Origin of the sequence: Metallosphaera cuprina Ar-4 (assembly GCF_000204925.1) — an archaeon.
In the GTDB taxonomy this organism is placed as follows: Archaea; Thermoproteota; Thermoprotei_A; order Sulfolobales; family Sulfolobaceae; genus Metallosphaera; species Metallosphaera cuprina.
The window spans coordinates 574,850-591,775 of the sequence record NC_015435.1 but is presented as its reverse complement, the minus strand read 5'-3'; the positions used below and the strand labels follow the sequence as shown (position 1 = coordinate 591,775).

19 protein-coding genes and 3 tRNA genes are annotated in these 16,926 nt (G+C 41.0%); 6 read left to right on the top strand and 16 right to left on the bottom strand.

Annotated elements, in window-relative coordinates; translation table 11 throughout:
• The 4 genes from sucD to MCUP_RS03340 are packed head-to-tail and all read right to left on the bottom strand — an operon-like array spanning position 1 to position 3,482.
• On the bottom strand, positions 1 to 858 hold the full coding sequence (gene sucD, locus MCUP_RS03355; RefSeq protein WP_083808564.1) for a succinate--CoA ligase subunit alpha: 858 nt from the start codon (positions 856 to 858) through the stop codon (positions 1 to 3).
• Positions 858 to 1,868, bottom strand: a complete 1,011-nt coding sequence (locus tag MCUP_RS03350) for a succinate--CoA ligase subunit beta (RefSeq protein ID WP_013737253.1) — start codon at positions 1,866 to 1,868, stop codon at positions 858 to 860. Before MCUP_RS03350 ends, sucD begins: the two co-directional genes overlap by 1 nt.
• Positions 1,865 to 2,545, bottom strand: coding sequence for an endonuclease III domain-containing protein (locus MCUP_RS03345; protein ID WP_048057433.1), 681 nt, complete (start codon positions 2,543 to 2,545; stop codon positions 1,865 to 1,867). The genes MCUP_RS03350 and MCUP_RS03345 overlap by 4 nt, the downstream gene beginning before the upstream one ends.
• Positions 2,529 to 3,482 carry a UDP-N-acetylglucosamine--N-acetylmuramyl-(pentapeptide) pyrophosphoryl-undecaprenol N-acetylglucosamine transferase gene (locus MCUP_RS03340; RefSeq protein WP_013737251.1) on the bottom strand — a complete coding sequence of 318 codons (954 nt, stop codon included), beginning with the start codon at positions 3,480 to 3,482 and terminating at the stop codon, positions 2,529 to 2,531. Before MCUP_RS03340 ends, MCUP_RS03345 begins: the two co-directional genes overlap by 17 nt.
• Positions 3,483 to 3,528: 46 nt before the next feature.
• Between MCUP_RS03340 and thrS the strand changes: the two genes are divergently transcribed.
• Both thrS and MCUP_RS03330 read left to right on the top strand, forming a co-directional pair.
• A complete protein-coding gene (thrS, locus tag MCUP_RS03335) occupies positions 3,529 to 5,154 on the top strand; it encodes a threonine--tRNA ligase (protein WP_048057432.1) in 1,626 nt (541 codons plus the stop codon).
• The gene (locus tag MCUP_RS03330; protein ID WP_048057431.1) at positions 5,151 to 5,609 is read left to right on the top strand and encodes a methylated-DNA--[protein]-cysteine S-methyltransferase; all 459 of its coding nucleotides are present in this window, start codon (positions 5,151 to 5,153) and stop codon (positions 5,607 to 5,609) included. Before thrS ends, MCUP_RS03330 begins: the two co-directional genes overlap by 4 nt.
• Here the strand turns inward: MCUP_RS03330 and MCUP_RS03325 are convergent.
• Entirely contained in the window at positions 5,599 to 5,841 is a 243-nt protein-coding gene (locus MCUP_RS03325; protein WP_237698018.1) for a hypothetical protein, read from the bottom strand. The two genes, MCUP_RS03330 and MCUP_RS03325, sit on opposite strands and share 11 nt — an antisense overlap.
• 90 nt (positions 5,842 to 5,931) lie before the next feature.
• On the opposite strand from MCUP_RS03325, the gene MCUP_RS03320 reads away from it, so the two are divergent.
• Positions 5,932 to 6,017 (top strand) — tRNA-Thr (locus MCUP_RS03320).
• Between the two features lie 2 nt (positions 6,018 to 6,019).
• Here MCUP_RS03320 and MCUP_RS03315 read toward each other — a convergent pair.
• From MCUP_RS03315 to MCUP_RS03305, 3 genes are all read right to left on the bottom strand, one after another.
• A complete protein-coding gene (locus MCUP_RS03315) occupies positions 6,020 to 6,364 on the bottom strand; it encodes a hypothetical protein (RefSeq protein WP_013737247.1) in 345 nt (114 codons plus the stop codon).
• Positions 6,365 to 6,475: 111 nt separating this feature from the next.
• A complete protein-coding gene (locus tag MCUP_RS03310; RefSeq protein ID WP_013737246.1) occupies positions 6,476 to 6,898 on the bottom strand; it encodes a universal stress protein in 423 nt (140 codons plus the stop codon).
• A 65-nt stretch (positions 6,899 to 6,963) separates the two neighbouring features.
• A complete protein-coding gene (locus MCUP_RS03305) occupies positions 6,964 to 8,283 on the bottom strand; it encodes a glycosyltransferase family 4 protein (RefSeq protein WP_013737245.1) in 1,320 nt (439 codons plus the stop codon).
• 237 nt (positions 8,284 to 8,520) lie between these two features.
• On the opposite strand from MCUP_RS03305, the gene MCUP_RS03300 reads away from it, so the two are divergent.
• Positions 8,521 to 9,189, top strand: coding sequence for a nucleotide-binding protein (locus MCUP_RS03300; RefSeq protein ID WP_048057430.1), 669 nt, complete (start codon positions 8,521 to 8,523; stop codon positions 9,187 to 9,189).
• An 80-nt stretch (positions 9,190 to 9,269) separates the two neighbouring features.
• On the top strand, positions 9,270 to 9,695 hold the full coding sequence (locus MCUP_RS03295; RefSeq protein ID WP_048057429.1) for a phosphate-starvation-inducible PsiE family protein: 426 nt from the start codon (positions 9,270 to 9,272) through the stop codon (positions 9,693 to 9,695).
• Positions 9,696 to 10,495: 800 nt separating this feature from the next.
• On the opposite strand, the gene MCUP_RS03290 is transcribed toward MCUP_RS03295, so the two are convergent.
• From MCUP_RS03290 to MCUP_RS03265, 5 genes are all read right to left on the bottom strand, one after another.
• Complete coding sequence (locus MCUP_RS03290) at positions 10,496 to 10,864, bottom strand: halocin C8-like domain-containing protein (protein ID WP_048057428.1); 369 nt, start codon at positions 10,862 to 10,864, stop codon at positions 10,496 to 10,498.
• A gap of 490 nt (positions 10,865 to 11,354) precedes the next feature.
• On the bottom strand, positions 11,355 to 11,573 hold the full coding sequence (locus MCUP_RS03285) for a hypothetical protein (RefSeq protein ID WP_048057427.1): 219 nt from the start codon (positions 11,571 to 11,573) through the stop codon (positions 11,355 to 11,357).
• A 39-nt stretch (positions 11,574 to 11,612) separates the two neighbouring features.
• The gene (locus MCUP_RS03280) at positions 11,613 to 12,158 is read right to left on the bottom strand and encodes a hypothetical protein (protein WP_013737241.1); all 546 of its coding nucleotides are present in this window, start codon (positions 12,156 to 12,158) and stop codon (positions 11,613 to 11,615) included.
• A 918-nt stretch (positions 12,159 to 13,076) separates the two neighbouring features.
• Positions 13,077 to 13,150: transfer RNA gene (locus MCUP_RS03270), tRNA-Ala, on the bottom strand.
• A gap of 244 nt (positions 13,151 to 13,394) precedes the next feature.
• Positions 13,395 to 13,483: transfer RNA gene (locus tag MCUP_RS03265), tRNA-Ala, on the bottom strand.
• A 167-nt stretch (positions 13,484 to 13,650) separates the two neighbouring features.
• Between MCUP_RS03265 and MCUP_RS03260 the strand changes: the two genes are divergently transcribed.
• On the top strand, positions 13,651 to 13,920 hold the full coding sequence (locus MCUP_RS03260; protein WP_013737239.1) for a hypothetical protein: 270 nt from the start codon (positions 13,651 to 13,653) through the stop codon (positions 13,918 to 13,920).
• 1 nt (position 13,921) lies between these two features.
• On the opposite strand, the gene MCUP_RS03255 is transcribed toward MCUP_RS03260, so the two are convergent.
• The 3 genes from MCUP_RS03255 to MCUP_RS03245 all read right to left on the bottom strand — a co-directional run bounded on the left by MCUP_RS03255 (position 13,922) and on the right by MCUP_RS03245 (position 16,879).
• The gene (locus MCUP_RS03255; protein ID WP_013737238.1) at positions 13,922 to 14,446 is read right to left on the bottom strand and encodes a cob(I)yrinic acid a,c-diamide adenosyltransferase; all 525 of its coding nucleotides are present in this window, start codon (positions 14,444 to 14,446) and stop codon (positions 13,922 to 13,924) included.
• 64 nt (positions 14,447 to 14,510) lie between these two features.
• Complete coding sequence (locus MCUP_RS03250; RefSeq protein ID WP_048057425.1) at positions 14,511 to 15,074, bottom strand: 2-oxoacid:acceptor oxidoreductase family protein; 564 nt, start codon at positions 15,072 to 15,074, stop codon at positions 14,511 to 14,513.
• Complete coding sequence (locus MCUP_RS03245) at positions 15,062 to 16,879, bottom strand: thiamine pyrophosphate-dependent enzyme (RefSeq protein WP_013737236.1); 1,818 nt, start codon at positions 16,877 to 16,879, stop codon at positions 15,062 to 15,064. Before MCUP_RS03245 ends, MCUP_RS03250 begins: the two co-directional genes overlap by 13 nt.
• Positions 16,880 to 16,926: the final 47 nt, after the last annotated feature.

The window sequence follows — 16,926 nt, the reverse complement described above, 5'->3', positions numbered from 1 at the left end:
CTACTTCCTTAAAATCTTGGTCAAGACATCTCTTATTTCGTAAGGAGTTTTAGCTACTGGTATGTCAGCCTTTCTGAACATTTCGACCTTACTCTCAAACGTACCCATTCCCATGTACACTACTGCCCCTGCATGACCCATCCTCTTCTCTTTGGGAGCGGTTAAACCAGCTATGTAAGCCACGATAGGTTTAGTTAACTTTCCTTCTTTCTTTAATTGAGCCACTTTTTCCTCCATGGTCCCTCCTATCTCACCTATAATGACAATAGCATCGGTTTGCTGATCCTCCTCAAATTCCTGGACAACCTCTTGTAGAGAGGTACCGATTATTGGATCACCACCTATACCGATGACCGTGGACTGGCCTGTCTCATTAAGTAGGTGAGCTACCTCGTAAGTTAGGGTCCCAGATCTTGAGACTATTCCCACGTTTCCCTTTTTAAAGTACTTAGACGGTAGTATTCCAAGTAGAGATTCCCCTGGGACTATAAGGCCAGGACAGTTAGGCCCGACGATCCTTGTCCCCCTCGACTTCGCATACCTTACGAACTTAGCTACATCCACCACTGGTATGTGCTCAGTTATCACCACGACGAGTCCTATACCTGAATCCACGGCCTCATATACAGCTTCGCTGGCAAACTTAGCTGGAACAAATATTATCGAGGCGTCTATCTCGTGCTCCTTCGTTGCCTCCTTTACTGTGTCATAAACTGGTATTCCTAGTACGTCTGAACCTCCCTTGCCAGGCGTTACCCCAGCCACAATTTTAGTGCCGTACCTCATCATCATGGAAGCGTGAAAACTGCCTTCCTTACCAGTTATACCCTGAACTAGAACCCTTGTATTTGAATTTATTAGCGTAATGCATCACCTATTGCGGATAGTGCGTCTTCGTATACCTTGATCCCGGCCTTTGTGAGAATCTCCTTACCTTCATCCTCTTTAGTTCCCGTAAGCCTGACGTAGATTGGTTTGTTAACCTTTGAATGTCCGTCTAATATACCCTTAGCTACCTCATCGCATCTAGTTATTCCACCAAATATGTTGATTACGATCTTTTTAACTCTCGGATTGGTACCTACTCTCTCTATAGCAAAGGCCACCTTTTGCATATCCGCACCGCCTCCCACATCGAAAAAGTCAGCTGGATTTCCACCCATTAGCTTCACTAGATCCATAGTCGCCATGGTTAGTCCTGCGCCGTTTCCAATTATACCGATGTCACCATCCAATTCAACGTAGGAATCCGAAGCTGGCTTCTCTCTCCTCAGCTCATTAAGTAACTCCTCATGCCTAAATAGAGCATTGTCATCTAGTATCACCTTAGAGTCCAAAGCTAACGCTCCCCTCTCTGTTATAGCTAAAGGATTTATCTCGGCTAACTCTGCATCATATTCTAGGAGAAGTTTTAGTAGCCCCTGAACTATTGGAGTTAATCCTCTATATCCGACATATTTTTCCATGGCGTCGACATCATATCTCATTAAAGTCCTATCCAACGGTATGACGAACGTCCTGACGTCCTTACTTTCCTCAATGTTTATGCCACCGTTAGGCGAGATGATGATCATGGGGTTTCCGCTCTCCCTATCCATCATAGCCGATATGTAAATCTCTCTATCATGTGAGACGAACTCCTCGATCAGAAAAGTCGATATACCCTCCTTCATCATGTCAGAGATTGTTGAGAAGCTGTCTTCAGTTACCCTAACTAAACCCCTCTTACCTCTACCACCTTCTAGCAATTGAGCCTTTACTACTACTTTTCCAGGTACGTTTACCGGCGAATAGACAACTTGCCCTTTGGGTATCGGAATACCAACTATGGAGAAAATCTTCTTCCCTTCATACTCATACAGCTTCATGAGTATCTATAATTATATTCGCACACTTGTTTAAGAAAGCATCTATCACATTTAGGCTTAGTTAGTAAACAAAAAGTTTTTCCAACTGCACCCAAACCAGCATGCAAAACCTTATACACGTAAAGGTCTTCATTAAAGTTTTGCTTAACGAATGAGGCTACCTCTCTCCTTTTCAGCTCCCTTCCGATAACCCTAGTGATTACTCTCCTAGAGTAGTCGGTGTTCGGAAAAACCAACTGATGACCCGCAAAAAGAAGAATCGAGTCAGCGGTTTCCTCTCCCACCCCATCTTGGCTTAAGAGTACCTCTCTTTTCTCCAGCTTAAGGACGTTTGACAAACCACCCATATCTTTAGCGAACCTAGCGAAGTTCAGTATCCTCCTAGCCTTAGTGCGATAGAAATTCACTGGCTTAATCATTTTCTCAACTGAGGAGATATCGAGTTTAGCTATCTCCTCTAAGCTGGAGAGACCTTTCCTCTCCATCGAGAGGATAACGTTCTTTACCGTCTCCCACTTGGTCAATTGAACTAGAAAGGCTGAGATCACTATCTTGTCAGCGGAGTCAAATCCGTCCCACCATTCGAAGGACATCGGATCGCTTATTACCCATCCAGCTTTCCTTATAGTTTCTTCGTTTTCAAGAAAAATGCGAATCAAATTAGGTAAGGTAATCAACGATCACCTTAACTAACTTCTCAGTCCCAGGCTCGTACGTTTCAGGTTGCTTAGATTTCTCTATCGCGTTAATTAAAACCTCTTCACTTCCCCACGTTGACGGATCCCCAATGAACGTTGCGCCAAGTATTGAAGAGTAGAGTTTGACGTCCTCATAGGTGGCTGCCCTGGTAAGGGATTTATTGAACACTATTATGGTGGGCTTCCTATATAACACAGCGGACTCCATAGCAGTTTTTCCCTGATGGGTAATAACGACTGAAGCGCTTGCTATCAACCTCTCTAAATCAGGATCAAAGCTGAAGGCCTTTACTCCCCTTTTGAGGTAATATTCTGGACTCACCTTACCCGTTTGGATAATGGCGTTTTTTAATCCAGCGTTAACTATCTTATCGAAAAGGGGCTTAAACCCCTCAGTACCTGCCGTTATTAAAATGTAACCCTCATCTCTGGGTTCATATTTCCTTTTCTGAAGTATCGGACCCACTACAATGCCGTTCTCGTACAGTTTTGCCTGCTCCTTCCAGTGGAGAAACACACCCTTAGAGAACCTAGACAGAATCGATACTGCCTTCCCCTTGGTTATTATCCTGTCCTGACTCTCTATCGAGAATATTATGGAACCCTTAGATTTTTGAACCAAGGAAGGTATTAGAGAGTGATTCGAACCGGTCGCTATTGTGACTTTGTACCTAGGTATTGAGAGGGATTCGGACAGGGCGCTAAACAACCTAGGGAAAACAGAGACGTTAGATCCCTTAGGTTCTCTAGGTTTACTTACCTCATAGATCCTTTCCGCGTACGGCTCTAACAGTTTCCTGGAGTTCTCGTCTCCTTTAGGAATAACGAAATCCGCTTTAAAAGGTAAGTATTCTGCTATGGCTCTAGCGAACCCGCTATGCCCCCCTCCACTAGCTATGATGAGAAGACTTCTCATTCTTAAATATAGACTTTATTATCTGTTTGCCCTATTTAAGGCTAACATGGAGTCCTATAGACCTCTCTGGTTGAAGGGAGCCATTATCATCGCTTTAAACATGACGAAGTCTGGGCTAGACCCAGTTGAAGTTGGTTTAGGGGAGAGAGACTTTTACGTGGACGTGAGATCAGATCTTTCCCTTACCCTTCAGGAGGCTGAAAAGTTCGCTAAATGGGAGGAACACAACTTTGAAATTAGGGGAAGTAAAGTTGTATCTAACGGGAAAGAGATCAACATCGAAGGTGATGTGGTACCAGCAGGTGAACCTAAGTACTTCAAGATCATTAACGTATCGGTCCACCATCCCTCTGAGAGAGCGCAATTGGTTAGGGTTAGGGGGGTTGCGTTCGAAACGGATGAGCAGCTTCAAGATTATCTTCAGTGGCTGGAGAAGGCTTCTGAGACCGATCACAGGATAATCGGAGAGAGGATGGACTTATTCAGCTTTCACGATGAGACTGGCCCAGGTTTAGTTCTCTTTCATCCTAAAGGTCAGTTAATAAGGAACGAAATGATTAGTTACATGAGAGAGATAAACTCATCAATGGGCTATCAGGAGGTATACACGTCCCACGTTTTCAGAACCGTGTTATGGAAGATAAGCGGTCATTATGATACTTACAGAGATAAGATGTTGATATTCAACAAAGACGACGATGAACTTGGCATAAAACCGATGAACTGCCCAGCTCATATATTAATTTACAAGTCGAGGGTCAGGAGCTACAGAGACCTCCCGCTTAGGTTCTCGGAGTTCGGTAACGTTTACAGGTGGGAGAAGAAAGGCGAACTTTACGGATTATTGAGGACAAGGGGTTTCACTCAAGATGACGGACACATATTCTTAAGGGAAGACCAGATAAGAGACGAAGTTAAGACTTTGATCAATAAGACCCTCGAAGTCCTAAACAAATTTGGGTTTAGAGGGGATGACGTTAGGATAAACCTTAGCACGAGACCGGACGAGAGCATAGGGAGCGATGAACAATGGGAGAAGGCTACTAATTCGCTTCTTAACGTTTTGAAGGAGCTTGGTACTCAGTTCATAATAAAGGAAAAAGAAGGCGCCTTCTACGGTCCTAAGATCGATTTTGATATAAGAGATAGCCTGAACAGATGGTGGCAGCTCTCTACCATTCAAGTCGATTTCAATCTTCCTGAAAGGTTTAAGCTAGAGTACGTTGATGAAGACGGAAGTAAGAAAAGGCCTGTCATGATACATCGTGCAATATACGGTTCCCTGGATAGGATGATAGCGATATTGTTGGAACACTTTAGGGGTAGACTGCCAGCTTGGTTATCACCTGTACAAGTGAGGATATTACCTATAAGCGAAGAAAACCAAGAGTATGCAAACAAGATACTTGTGATGCTTAGGGAAAACGGAATAAGAGGGGAGTTGGATCCTAGCGGCGAGACGCTTTCGAAGAGAATTAAGAGAGCCTACGATGAAGGAGTTCCTTACCTAGTAATAGTTGGGAGAAAGGAAGCTTTAGAGGAGAAAGTGACTATCAGATCTAGAGGGAACGTTGAGGTTAAAGGGGTGCCATTAAAGGATTTCATCGAAAAGATAAACCTAGAGGTAAGGAATAGAGAGACCGAGAGCCTAATTGCTAGAGGGTCAAGATGATAAAATATGGGTCGTTCATGACCCCTTTCGGACCACTAACTGTAATTTCAGATAATGATGAAATAGTAATGCTAGACTTCTGCGATTGTGTTGAACCCGGTTTAAAACAGAACAAGGACTTCAGTAACTTATTTCAGAAATTAAGTGTTTACTTTCAAGGTAATAGAGTGGAATTCGATGACGTAAAGGTCAGAATGCCGCAAAACTCATTCAGGGCCAGAGTGTTTAAGCAGGTGAGAAAATTGAAATGGGGTGAAACTGCGACGTATAAGGACATTGCCGAGGAGGTGGGAACGTCTCCTAGAGCCGTTGGTATGGCATTGTCAAAAAACCCGGTTCTTATCATAATTCCATGCCATAGAGTGGTCGCTGAAAACGGAATAGGAGGATACTCTAGAGGAGTGGAGATAAAAAAGAATTTACTTAAATTGGAGGGCCACAACTTTAATGATTGACTAACACTATATCCTGGTCTAATCCGAACCAATCTTGGATTGTCTTCTCCAAACCCTTTCTCCTAATATCTTCAAGCATTACTTCAAAATGATCGTGCGCTATTTCCGCACAGTCTTCAGGTAGCCTTGAAATTAGCTCCTCCACTATATTTCTTATCACACTTATGTCGTAGATCTCCATCAACTTACTTAAAACAATAAAATCAAGGGACTGGATAACGCAACTAATCATTGCCCTTAATGACACACCTCAAATTCGGTTCACTTGAACTCAATGAAGCAAACGATTAATTTTTTGAACTACGCTTTTTCATTTAAGTGTGCCGCGGTAGCTCAGCCTGGCTGGAGCGCTGCCCTGGTAATTCACCGGGCAGGCAGAGGCCCCGGGTTCAAATCCCGGCCGCGGCTTCTCACATGTAAGTTTGCGGTTTTTGAGTTATAAAATCCTTTTGGATAATATTTTCTATAATTAGATTATCTTTGCTTAATTTCCTCAAGGCTAAGATGGAGAGGATTCTTAGTTTCCTCTTTCTTAGCTCATTCATTGCCCTCTCTATTTCAATTAGCTCCTTCTCATCATACTCATCGTAAGCTAAATCGTTAGAGAGCTCCCTTAGGGTCCTCTCGAGCTCAGAAGATATCCTCAATATCTTTTCATCGTCCTCATCCTTACTCACATCAAGTATCATCTGCACTGCCTTGGTCAGATTACCCTTGTTCAGTTCATTAGCTATCTTTAGAAGTTCATCCAACATTTCAATCAATTAGTTTCGTGCAGTTAAAAATGAGTTTTAAAGGTGTTAGAGGACCCACCAGGACGTCAAGCTGTTGAGATCTGAACCTCAGATTTGTAGTTAACCGAGTTTCTATTTCACTATAAGCACAGGTACTTTTGCCTCCTGGACAACTCTGCTCGAGACGCTTCCAAGCAGAACTCTTTTAAGCTTAGACAGACCTCTACTGCCTATAACAACCAGAGAAATAGGGTTTTTACTAACATAATCCAGGATCACCGTTGCTGGATCTCCCTCTAAGGTCTCACCTGTAGCCCTGATCCCAGACTTCTCTACCTCCTTCAACGCTTTGCTCACATCCTCCTTAGCTTTCTTCTCTAGCGATTTCACAGCTTCTAAAGGTGGGAGGACTCCAGAACCATAAAAAATCGTTTCGTCAACTACCTCTATAACGTATATTACACTTCCGTACCTTTTCGCTAAGTCTATCGCTAACTCCAGCGCCTTATATGAGTGAGAAGACCCGTCTATAGGGACGAGAATATTTTCAAACATTTCAATTGATTCTTGTCATATCTTAAATATAAAGCGATAGGTAAACAAGATCTTCTACTATGGAGTCAGGATTTCTTTGAGTAACCCTTCATAGCCTCCTCAAGCGCTTCCTTAACTCTTTGAGCTGCGGTAGATACGGAACACTGTCTCAACGTATCCTTACCTCTCTGACCCAGTTTCTCTTGATCCTTTAATGCTAGCAGCAGAGCCTGAGTCATTAGTTCCGGATGATCTGGAGAGAAAGTATATCCGTTAACTCCATCTATAACGAGCTCACTTACACCTGCACCTTCGCTCACAACAACTGGTTTCTCGTAGTTCCAGGCTTCGCATATAGTAAGCCCAAATCCCTCACTTCTTGAGGTGAGGGTTACTACATCACTCCTTAGATAAAGGGCCATAAGTTCGGTATCAGTCACATAACCTGTGAAAACCACCTTGTCCTGCACTCCTAGTTCTCTAGCTAAGTCTTTTAACTTTCTAGCCCAGATGCTGGCCTTGTCGTGTCCTAATGACCTGCTTGTGAAGCTCCCATTTCCGGCTATGACTAATTTCATGTCCGTGTTCTTAATAGCCTTTATAGCGATGTCCTGGCTCTTGATTGGGTCCATCCTACCCACAAGGAGGATCACTTTATCGTCGTCCTTTAATTCGAACTTATCACAAACTTTGCGTACCTCGCTCTTGCTGACCTTCGTGTAAAGTGAGGGGTCTATAAACGGATAAATCTGCTTCACTCTCACTTTTGCACCTGACCTAACCAATCCTTCTAGGTCTCTTCTAGTGCTAGATATTATCATATCAAATCCCTCAAACGATCTAACCAAAAATTCCCGTATCTTATCACTTAATCTCTCTGGTATGAACGGTATGTGATACCATAATACTGCCGGGGCTGACGGACCTATTATTCCACCAACTAACAACTGTTGAAAGTCATTTACCAAGTATACATCAGTATCAGAATAAAATTCAAGAAGCTTACTCGCGCTCAGCCAATTATACGAGGCGTAAGCTATGTATTCAGGACCGATTAAATTATATCTATAGAGTCCGTGCGCTTCGTTGTATAACCCTTCCTTAAACCTCGTATAGTTTGAAAGAAGCTGGGGAGGCAGATCAATAAAGTGAATTTCAATATTAGAGAGATAGACTTGAGGCGGATAACCTGGACCTAACGCAACCCATCTAGATTTAGAGAAGTTCACATGGCTTATCAATGAAAGCATCATCCTGGAAACTCCGCCTACTGTAACCTGGTAGTCTTGATCTGATAGCGTTCCTAAATCGATCGGTATAGATAGATCTCCATATCTTTCTAACAGTTCTCTATAGGAGAAATTAAAACGTATAGGTGGTGTTTGGGTGTTAATTGCTATTTTCATAGCTAGTTGTTCGAATCACCAATATATTAAGGACGTTGTAAGTTTCCGGTTAATTAATATAATAATCAATAAATATATAAAAGAAATAATTATATACCATTTTAACATAATTTATCAAAAACATTCTTCCGCTTTAGTAAGAGTAGGGAAAGTTCGTTAGCTCGAAATAAGTACCTCCACCTCAATTTTAGGTCCCTCGAAAGTTTCATTAAGTCTTGCAATCCAAATACCTTAAAAATGATAAGGTTGTCAGTAATCGGATCTAAGAGCGGGATAGGCAAGTCAATGATTTCATATAATCTTGCCAGATTGCTGTCAAACAAGTATTCTGTTACAATATTTGACTTGAGTTCATCTAGAACAATTTGTAACGTATATGGGATTAGAGGAAACTTAATGGATGGCACTGATTACATGGCAGAAAAGGGGAATCTAAAGATAATATCTGCCTCCCCACAGTTTTCACGTAGTTCAGATATCAAAAAGATGAGAAATGTTTATGATGACATTTTAGAGGAGACGGACGTGTTCATAATAGACAACGGAGTACATATTTACGACGATGAAGTCTCAAATGAGATGATCCTTTTCTATGAGAAGCGAAACGAACCCACTCACATAATTGCTGTAAGCAACCCTCAGGAATTTGTTATAAACTCGACAGAGAGGATGATAGAGATCTATGTGACTCTGCTTCATAACGTAAGCGACAACGCTAGAGCCGTTTTAGAATATTTTATTATAAATATGATTAATACAAAAACAAATTTCAAAGTAAACGTTAAACCCTTTCTTGGGGTAGTGGAGATCCCTCTTTATAGAGACCTTTCCTTCAATGGGTTCTGGAACGCTGAGGTACCAAAGGAAGTCGCATTAATTGCAAGCAAAATTGAAACGTTGATTTAATGTAAAGATTCGCACATCTCGCTACTTCAGGTTCAATAACCGAAAGATATTTTGAGCTTTTGTTAAACTTAGGGTGTGAAATGAAGCTAATCAGCAGCACCTTAATCTTCAAAGTGATGTCGATAATAGTCCAAGCTCTCTTGATCGTAGGTTTGGCCACTACAATAATTAGTACAATAACTCAAATCTTAGTCGCAGCGCAGTCGGACCCCTTATTAATCCCTTCCGTCGTTATAGAAAACGTTCTCTTAATTATCGTTTTCTTAGAGATCTATCTAAGCGCGCTTGATTTCTTTACGGGGAAGGGAAGGAGCCTAGTTTATGTCATCGACGCTATGATCTCCTTTGTGTCTAGAGAGATCATAATTGAGATCCTGACTTTACAGTTGAATTATACCGATTTACTCACTCTTGGTGGATTATTAGTTGCAGGGGCTGTAGCAAGATTAATAATTACAGAAAGATTTAAAAAACGAAAGAAAGTGAGGAACTCATTTAAGAAGTAACACAATTTAGGTTTGATGTATTAAGAGATTAACTTGTTTAGAACTACGAAACTATTAAGATTCTTATATTCGTTCTTTTGCCCGTAAAAACGTGACGATAGAAACGTTACTTTGTAAGTGTTTTGATAAGTTGAGTGGACCGGCCGGGATTTGATTAAAGTTTTAAGGAAATACTAAAAATAAGTATCTGTTGCCTATAATAAAACAATAAAATATTTTGAACCCTTAGACCTGGTTCTTATCCCTGATATGGAAATTCCAGGTTATTAGTTGAGTTTATGGGTTTCCGTCTTTTAAGCTTTCACAGAGTTTTTCCATGTTGATCATTTCTATCGATTCTCCCGATGTAAGAGAAACACAATACTAAAATTATTACATACAGCGGAATGAAAAGTGAAACATCTATACCAGAATTCAGCAAGTTTGTAAAATTCCCTATTTTTCCGTAGTAGAGCGTCAAATACAATACTATAGAAATAAGAGAATATATGAGAAGGGCATAAATACCCGCTTTCAAAAGGATTTTTTTCAGAGTCTATCGTTCTTCTCACTTCCTATTATATTTATCCTTTGTGTTCTGCCTGAGTTTTTCCATCTTTCTCTGATAAGCTCCACTTTTTACATCTTTATATAGAAGAATGAGCGCTATGATGAAGAGTATGAAAATCAAAGGAATGGTAATGAAAGCAAGTATATGTGAATGTAATATAAACACAGATATTAGTTCAAAGGCAAGTACAACTACAAATGCAATGAAAAATCCGATCTTTACAGGACTAACATGCTCACCTAGTTTATCTTCATTTTATCACCAAAACTATTCTAACATGCTTAACAAACAATTTAATTTCTGGCATAAATGTTCTGCCCCCTAAACCACAACTATAATCCGTGGCAACCTCAATGGCAGCAGCGCTTAAACCTGCACAGATTGATAGACAAATGAGATAACCAACTATTGTTTCAACAAAAACCAAACAGATGTCGCCTGCCCCAGCAACACATATATCTGCACAGATTTCATCCGACGGTATCTCATCTGCCAATTCTTCACATATTTGCTTAACTATAGCCTGACAAATGTCACACAGAATTGACGGATCGATTATCGAGAACGTTTTGCTTGATACCTCAATGGTAATATCGACGGGCTTTTTCCCTTCAACCATGGTAAAGTAATTGCAAACCCATATACACGTATTGCTATATTTCATTCTAGGATCAAGAGCTCCCTATTGTCTCGCACTGAGCTTAAGGACATCCTGCGGCCAAAAAATCCCCTCCCTGTTCCACTCAAATCGCACTCCGAAGTAGAGAATGATGCGCCCGTTCAATCCCACTAGAATCAAGAACTCTGTTCATATGGTCAAGAATGACTGATTTCAGAGTTCTGCGACATGATGAGCAATATAAACTGCCCTTGCAATCTCGTCCTTAATACTCAAGCCCTTTGGAGAAATAGATAGTGCGACAAAGCTAGCAATGTTTCACACAACGTATGCCAAGTCAAATATATACAGATAATCTGAAAAAGGTCTTCATGTAAAATTTAAAGATATTTGTATCAGCGTAGTAAATGATACAAGAAGGACAAGAGGAATGTTATATTTATTCATTTAGCAATTGAATGCAAGCTTCCTTAATTCCATCGTGAACATTTTATTTCTTCTCATTGTGGAAAATATCACTGAATCTCTTTTGCAACTTTCCGCTTCTAGCCCCCAGTATTAAGCCTATTGTCAACAAGACTAAGGAGACTAGGAAAGCAAGACCTCCGAACAGAAAACAGTAAGCTAAGACTGATCCATTGGTATGGAATATAGAACCAATTGCCAGCACTATCAAAGATCCGATAAACACGAACGTGCCGATTGTCATTATCCGGTTTACTGGATGAAATCTAACCGTTTTACCACCTCATTTATAATCATTCTTGAATTTCTTAATGAAATCGAGTATCTGTTCCTCTTTTGAACCGTGCTTTCCGATGTACTTATAAAAGCCTTCATCATCCAATTCACCATTTAGGTATTTATTAGCGGCTTCGTTAAGTTTTCTGGAATATTTCGTTGTTCCATAGGGCTTGCCAATGAACAGTTTACTGTATTTTACAGTTTTTCCGTCTGGTGATTTTACTGCACCTGGTAGTTCAGAGAGAATATCATGGTCAGTTTTCCATAATCTGATTCCTTGTATTCTGTTTTGTCTCAGTATTCTGTTTCGTCTCAGGACCCTCATAAATCCTCCAGAGCCCAAAATCCCAATTGCAGCGTTTATTCCGTAATCGCGTGCTTTAAAGACACCATACAGGAAAGTTGATAGACCTATCCCAAATGGTATAAAGAATCCAATATAAGATCCAAAGAAACTGTAAATTAAGATTCGTGGATATTTGAGAGCGAACACGGTGTCAACAACCATAATTGCTATACCTATACTTATGTAAATCAGCCTGTACTTCATAGAAAAACACCTTATTATAATATTGATATCTTATATATATAAATTTTTTACATACACTTTCTTGTTACGGAAAATGTCCAAGAAATTGAAATAAAACCTGCTTTTTATTGCTTAAATCGTTTTCAATATAAGTATTACCAATAAGCATAAAATCAAATAAAAAAAGGATTAAACGGCTTATATTCAAGTTATACACTTTTTGACTAAGGGGCCTTAGTCGATTTGCTCTTTCTGCGCTTAGTAAACCATACTTGCTCATTCCTATGCTTAATAATAAACCATAGACCTCCAAAAGTAAATAGACCTAATAAGAACGGATATCTTTTCTCGTCCATTTTAAAAATGGTATATGCTAATAAGCTAATCGTTAGTTCTAACCACAGAATTCTAAGGAAAATTGAATAAAGAAGTAAATTGTTTGTTCCTATATATTGTATTGATAAAACATTCCCATGGAAATGAAAGAAATGAAAATAATAACGAAGCGTTCCACGAGGTTCATACGTCACCGAAAGTTAACGTGCGCCCGTTTTAGTACATACGTATGATCCACCCAAAGCTCCACTCTGACGGATTTTGATGCAATTCTCTAAACAGGCTTTCTTTCAATCTCCTTTCCTATGTGGCGATAGATCTTCTGCCTTGTTTGTCCATTCTCAAATATAGATTTTACCTTTTCAAGGTGTGTTCCTGAATGTTTCTTTATCTTCCCCGTAAAGGACATGATGTATATTCTATACATATACATTAATAATAATACATATCAAATTATAAGGAATGATAAGCCCACGTAGCGTGGTATATAAAAAGTGGTCAAAGTATAGGCAATCGATAACTGTTATAATTTTTACACTCTAGATAATCATTTTTAAGATATTCAAAGAGTCTAGACTTAAATTATTCCAAATAATTACTAAATGGACCGGCCGGGATTTGAACCCGGGACCTCCTGGGTGCGAACCAGGCACTCTTCCAGGCTGAGCTACCGGCCCACACTCTCATTTCATTACAACAATAAATAAATCTATAGTCATTTAGAACTTTTACGTACAGATTTGTTTCTAGCTTCAAACCTGTTTATATTTAGAGATATTTATAAACTTAAAATTGTATTATACCAAAGATAGGTTCTATTTTGGGATTTAGAATGCTACTAACGAACGCATACGCGGTAAATGATCCAGACATTCTAATGAGCATCAGTAAAGTTCTAACTTCACGATTGAACTCAAAGAGTGGACCGGCCGGGATTTGAACCCGGGGACCTCTCGGTGTCCTGCCCTTGGTTGCAAGCCGAGCGCTCTTCCAGGCTGAGCTACCGGCCCACTTGAGGTATAATAAAGGTCAACTAAAAAACATTATTGTTATATTTAAACTGTCTTCTACATCAGATTAAGGGATGGTTAAGTAACACCTTTGGTAACCTTTTAGCATGTGTATACGATAAACAATGATCAATATTAATATTTGGAACGTCCCATAGCTCTTATTCATGGTCAAGTTAGTCAATTGGAGGAAGGCCTCATCAATGGAACAGAAAATGAACATTAACCTGATATTGAAGTCGAGCTCTGCTGACATAATCATAATCCCGTTAAGTCGGTGCAAGTTCGTGGAGTACATAAAGACAACCGATCTGGACACGATGAAACCCCTCATTATAAGGCTTGAAAAAAAGAAAAGCTTGATAAAGGAGTTGAAAAAGTTAGAAAAGGAGAACTTTGAGGTATTGATAGTCATTCCATCACTTACCTCAACGTAATTTATTTTGCCTTCCATATCACGTCTGGGTTTCCGCTCATCTTGTTAACGTAGAGAGCTAATACGAAAAGTAAACTTGACAACCTATTCAAATAGGTAACGTGAACATCACGGGCTAAATTTAATTTTAGTAGACTCACCACACTTCTTTCAGTCCTTCTGCATATAGATCTAGCTAAATGAAGAAAGGATGAAGCTTCGTGTCCCCCCGGTAGGACGAAGTTCTTTAGGGTCTCTAATTGACTACCGTAAATTTCAATCTTCTCCTCTAACCTTTCTATCTTCTCCCTTGAAAATCCCATCTCAAACCCCGCAATTTCTGAGGATATCTCAAAGATATCGCGCTGTAAGTTTTGGATTTCTTCCTTTATTGGAGGATAAAGTGAAGTTATAACTCCTAGGACAGAATTCAACTCGTCCAGGTTACCTAAAGCCTCAATGACGCTATCGTCCTTCCAAACCTTTCCAACAGAAGGTAAGTTAGTAGTCCCAGCATCTCCCTTACCTGTATACCACTTTCCGGACACCCTCCTAACCAAATCATTATGAGGCTTGCTAACATAAAAGCGTTTTTTGATTGCCCGAAAGGTCTTAAACTCTAACTTCTTGCTCATACGCTTGGCTAAAGTACTTCAGCCCAGATAAGAACGAGTTTCTATTCGTTTCGTCTTTCATCACGCTGAGGAAGTCTTTAACTTCTACGTACTGCTTTAAGCTTGCCTGATAAAGGCAACCTAGCATTACACTATTACATTTTCCATGGATCTTCTCACAATCCACTTGAAAAACTTGCCAATTCCTTAACCTCTCAACGACTTCAGAAACTTGAACAGCTTTTACATTAGGTAAGGAAGCAGGTTTTGTAAAGGTGTTGAGGAAGATCTTGGCCTCCTTTGAAAGGAACTGTATGTTCCTCAATGCCTCTGTAGCCTCAAGCGATATGAGTATATCCGCTTTACCCATTGGAATAAGGGGAGTATTCACGTCTCCTATCCTGACGTGCACGTTCACGGCTCCTCCTCTTTGTGCTAGTCCGTGCGTCTCCGCCTCGAACACTTTGTACCCCTTAAGGTTGAAGACCTCAGCGATCATCCGCCCTGTCGTCACCACTCCCTGTCCACCTATTCCAGCTATCAAGATGTTTAGTTTCTCCACGCCTCATCCCATCCCTCTGGTTTTTCGCCTTCTAACGTGATTGCCTTATATGGACAGACAGGAACGCAAGCTCCGCAACCTATACACTCGTTTTGATTTATCACGGCTTTCTTGTTCTCCAGTTTCAAGATGGCTGGACATGTGAAGTGGTCGTAACATATGGTGCATCCTGTACACCTTTCGCTATCTACGACAGCAACTTGCGTAGGCTTCACCTTATCCAACACCTCAAGCGCGCAAGCTCTTTTAGCTACTACAACGGCAGGACTCAAGTTCTTCTTCACCCACTCAACAGCTCTAGCCACAACCTTGGAGAAACTTGGATCGAAAGGATCTCCAACGTCAACGTACTTAACTCCTAACCCTTTAGCAGCGGACTCTATTTCAATGGATGTAGATGGACTTGGTTGTTGTCCGGTCATAGCCGTGGATCTATTATCCAACACTAACACAAGGACTGGTAATTTATTGTATACTGCGTTAGCTAGAGCAGGGAGGCCCGTGTGGAAAAACGTTGAATCTCCAATTATCGCAACAGGAATTGACTTAGTAGACCTGTACACTCCGTTAGCTATACCCAAACTGCTACCCATTGAGATCAGACTGTCTTGCTCATTGAAAGGAGGAAGGACTCCAAGGGAGTAGCAACCGATGTCTCCAGAAAAGAAAACGTTGTTAAGTCCACCCAAGGTTAGACCCTTCTTTAGGAAGAAGAAACTTGATCTGTGTGGACAGCCGGGACACATAGCCGGAGGCCTTGAAGGTACGTTCAGATCTGGGGATTCGTTTAACCTAAGCCCTGGCTCTAGTCCTAGGAACTTAGATATAGCTTCATAGGCTCTCTCATATGTCATCTCACCTGTGTAACCTGTAAGGCTCTTTCCTTTGACCTTCAAGGACATCCCTTCGTCCACTATTAAGCTCTTCAGCTGGGTCTCAACTATAGGATCTAACTCCTCCAACACTAAGACCTGCTCAACGTCATTTAACATGTCCTTTATCCTTTCGGGTAAGGGAACTGAACAAGAGACCTTGATGAGCTTAACGTTATCTAAGCCTAAACTCTCAACGACCTCCTTTGCGTATGCAAAGGAAATTCCAACTCCTACTATAGCTACCTTGCCCTCTCCTTTAGATTCTACCATGCGGTTAACCTCTCCCTTTATCCTTTCCCATCTCCTTAGCTGCTCCTCCCTATCCTTTCTTGAAACCTCAGGAACTAGTGAGAACTTGAACGGGTTCTTAGTTAAACTTCCATATACAGGTTTTTGAAAAGGGATAAGGTTCACCTGTGCCCTAACGTGGCTTATCCTAGTGTTTGTCAGGAGTATTACAGGATGCCCGACCTTGTGGCTCAACGAGAAGGCTTCGACCGTAAGGTCGTGAGCCGACTGAGGATCGTGAGGCTCGATAACAGGTATCATACCCATCAAACCGTAATGCCTGGTGTCCTGTTCGCTTTGAGAGGACCACATTCCTGGATCTGACGCCGAGACTATTACTAGAGCTCCATTAACCCCGCTATAGGAAGAGGACATTATAGAGTCCGATGCCACGTTCATCCCAACGTGTTTCATAGTAACGAGCGCCCTAGCGCCCATCATTGACGCGCCGAACGCAGTCTCAAAAGCTACCTTCTCATTCGAGCTCCACTCAGCATAGATATCCTTAAACCTCAACAACGTTTCTATTATCTCCGTTGATGGGGTTCCAGGATAACCTGCCGCCACCGAGACGCCTGAGGCCAAAGCTCCATAAGCTATGGCTTCGTTCCCTATCATTAATCGTCCCAAAGAAACTTGCATGTTAATCACTATGAACTTCTCGTATAAACTAATAAGTACAAATATCG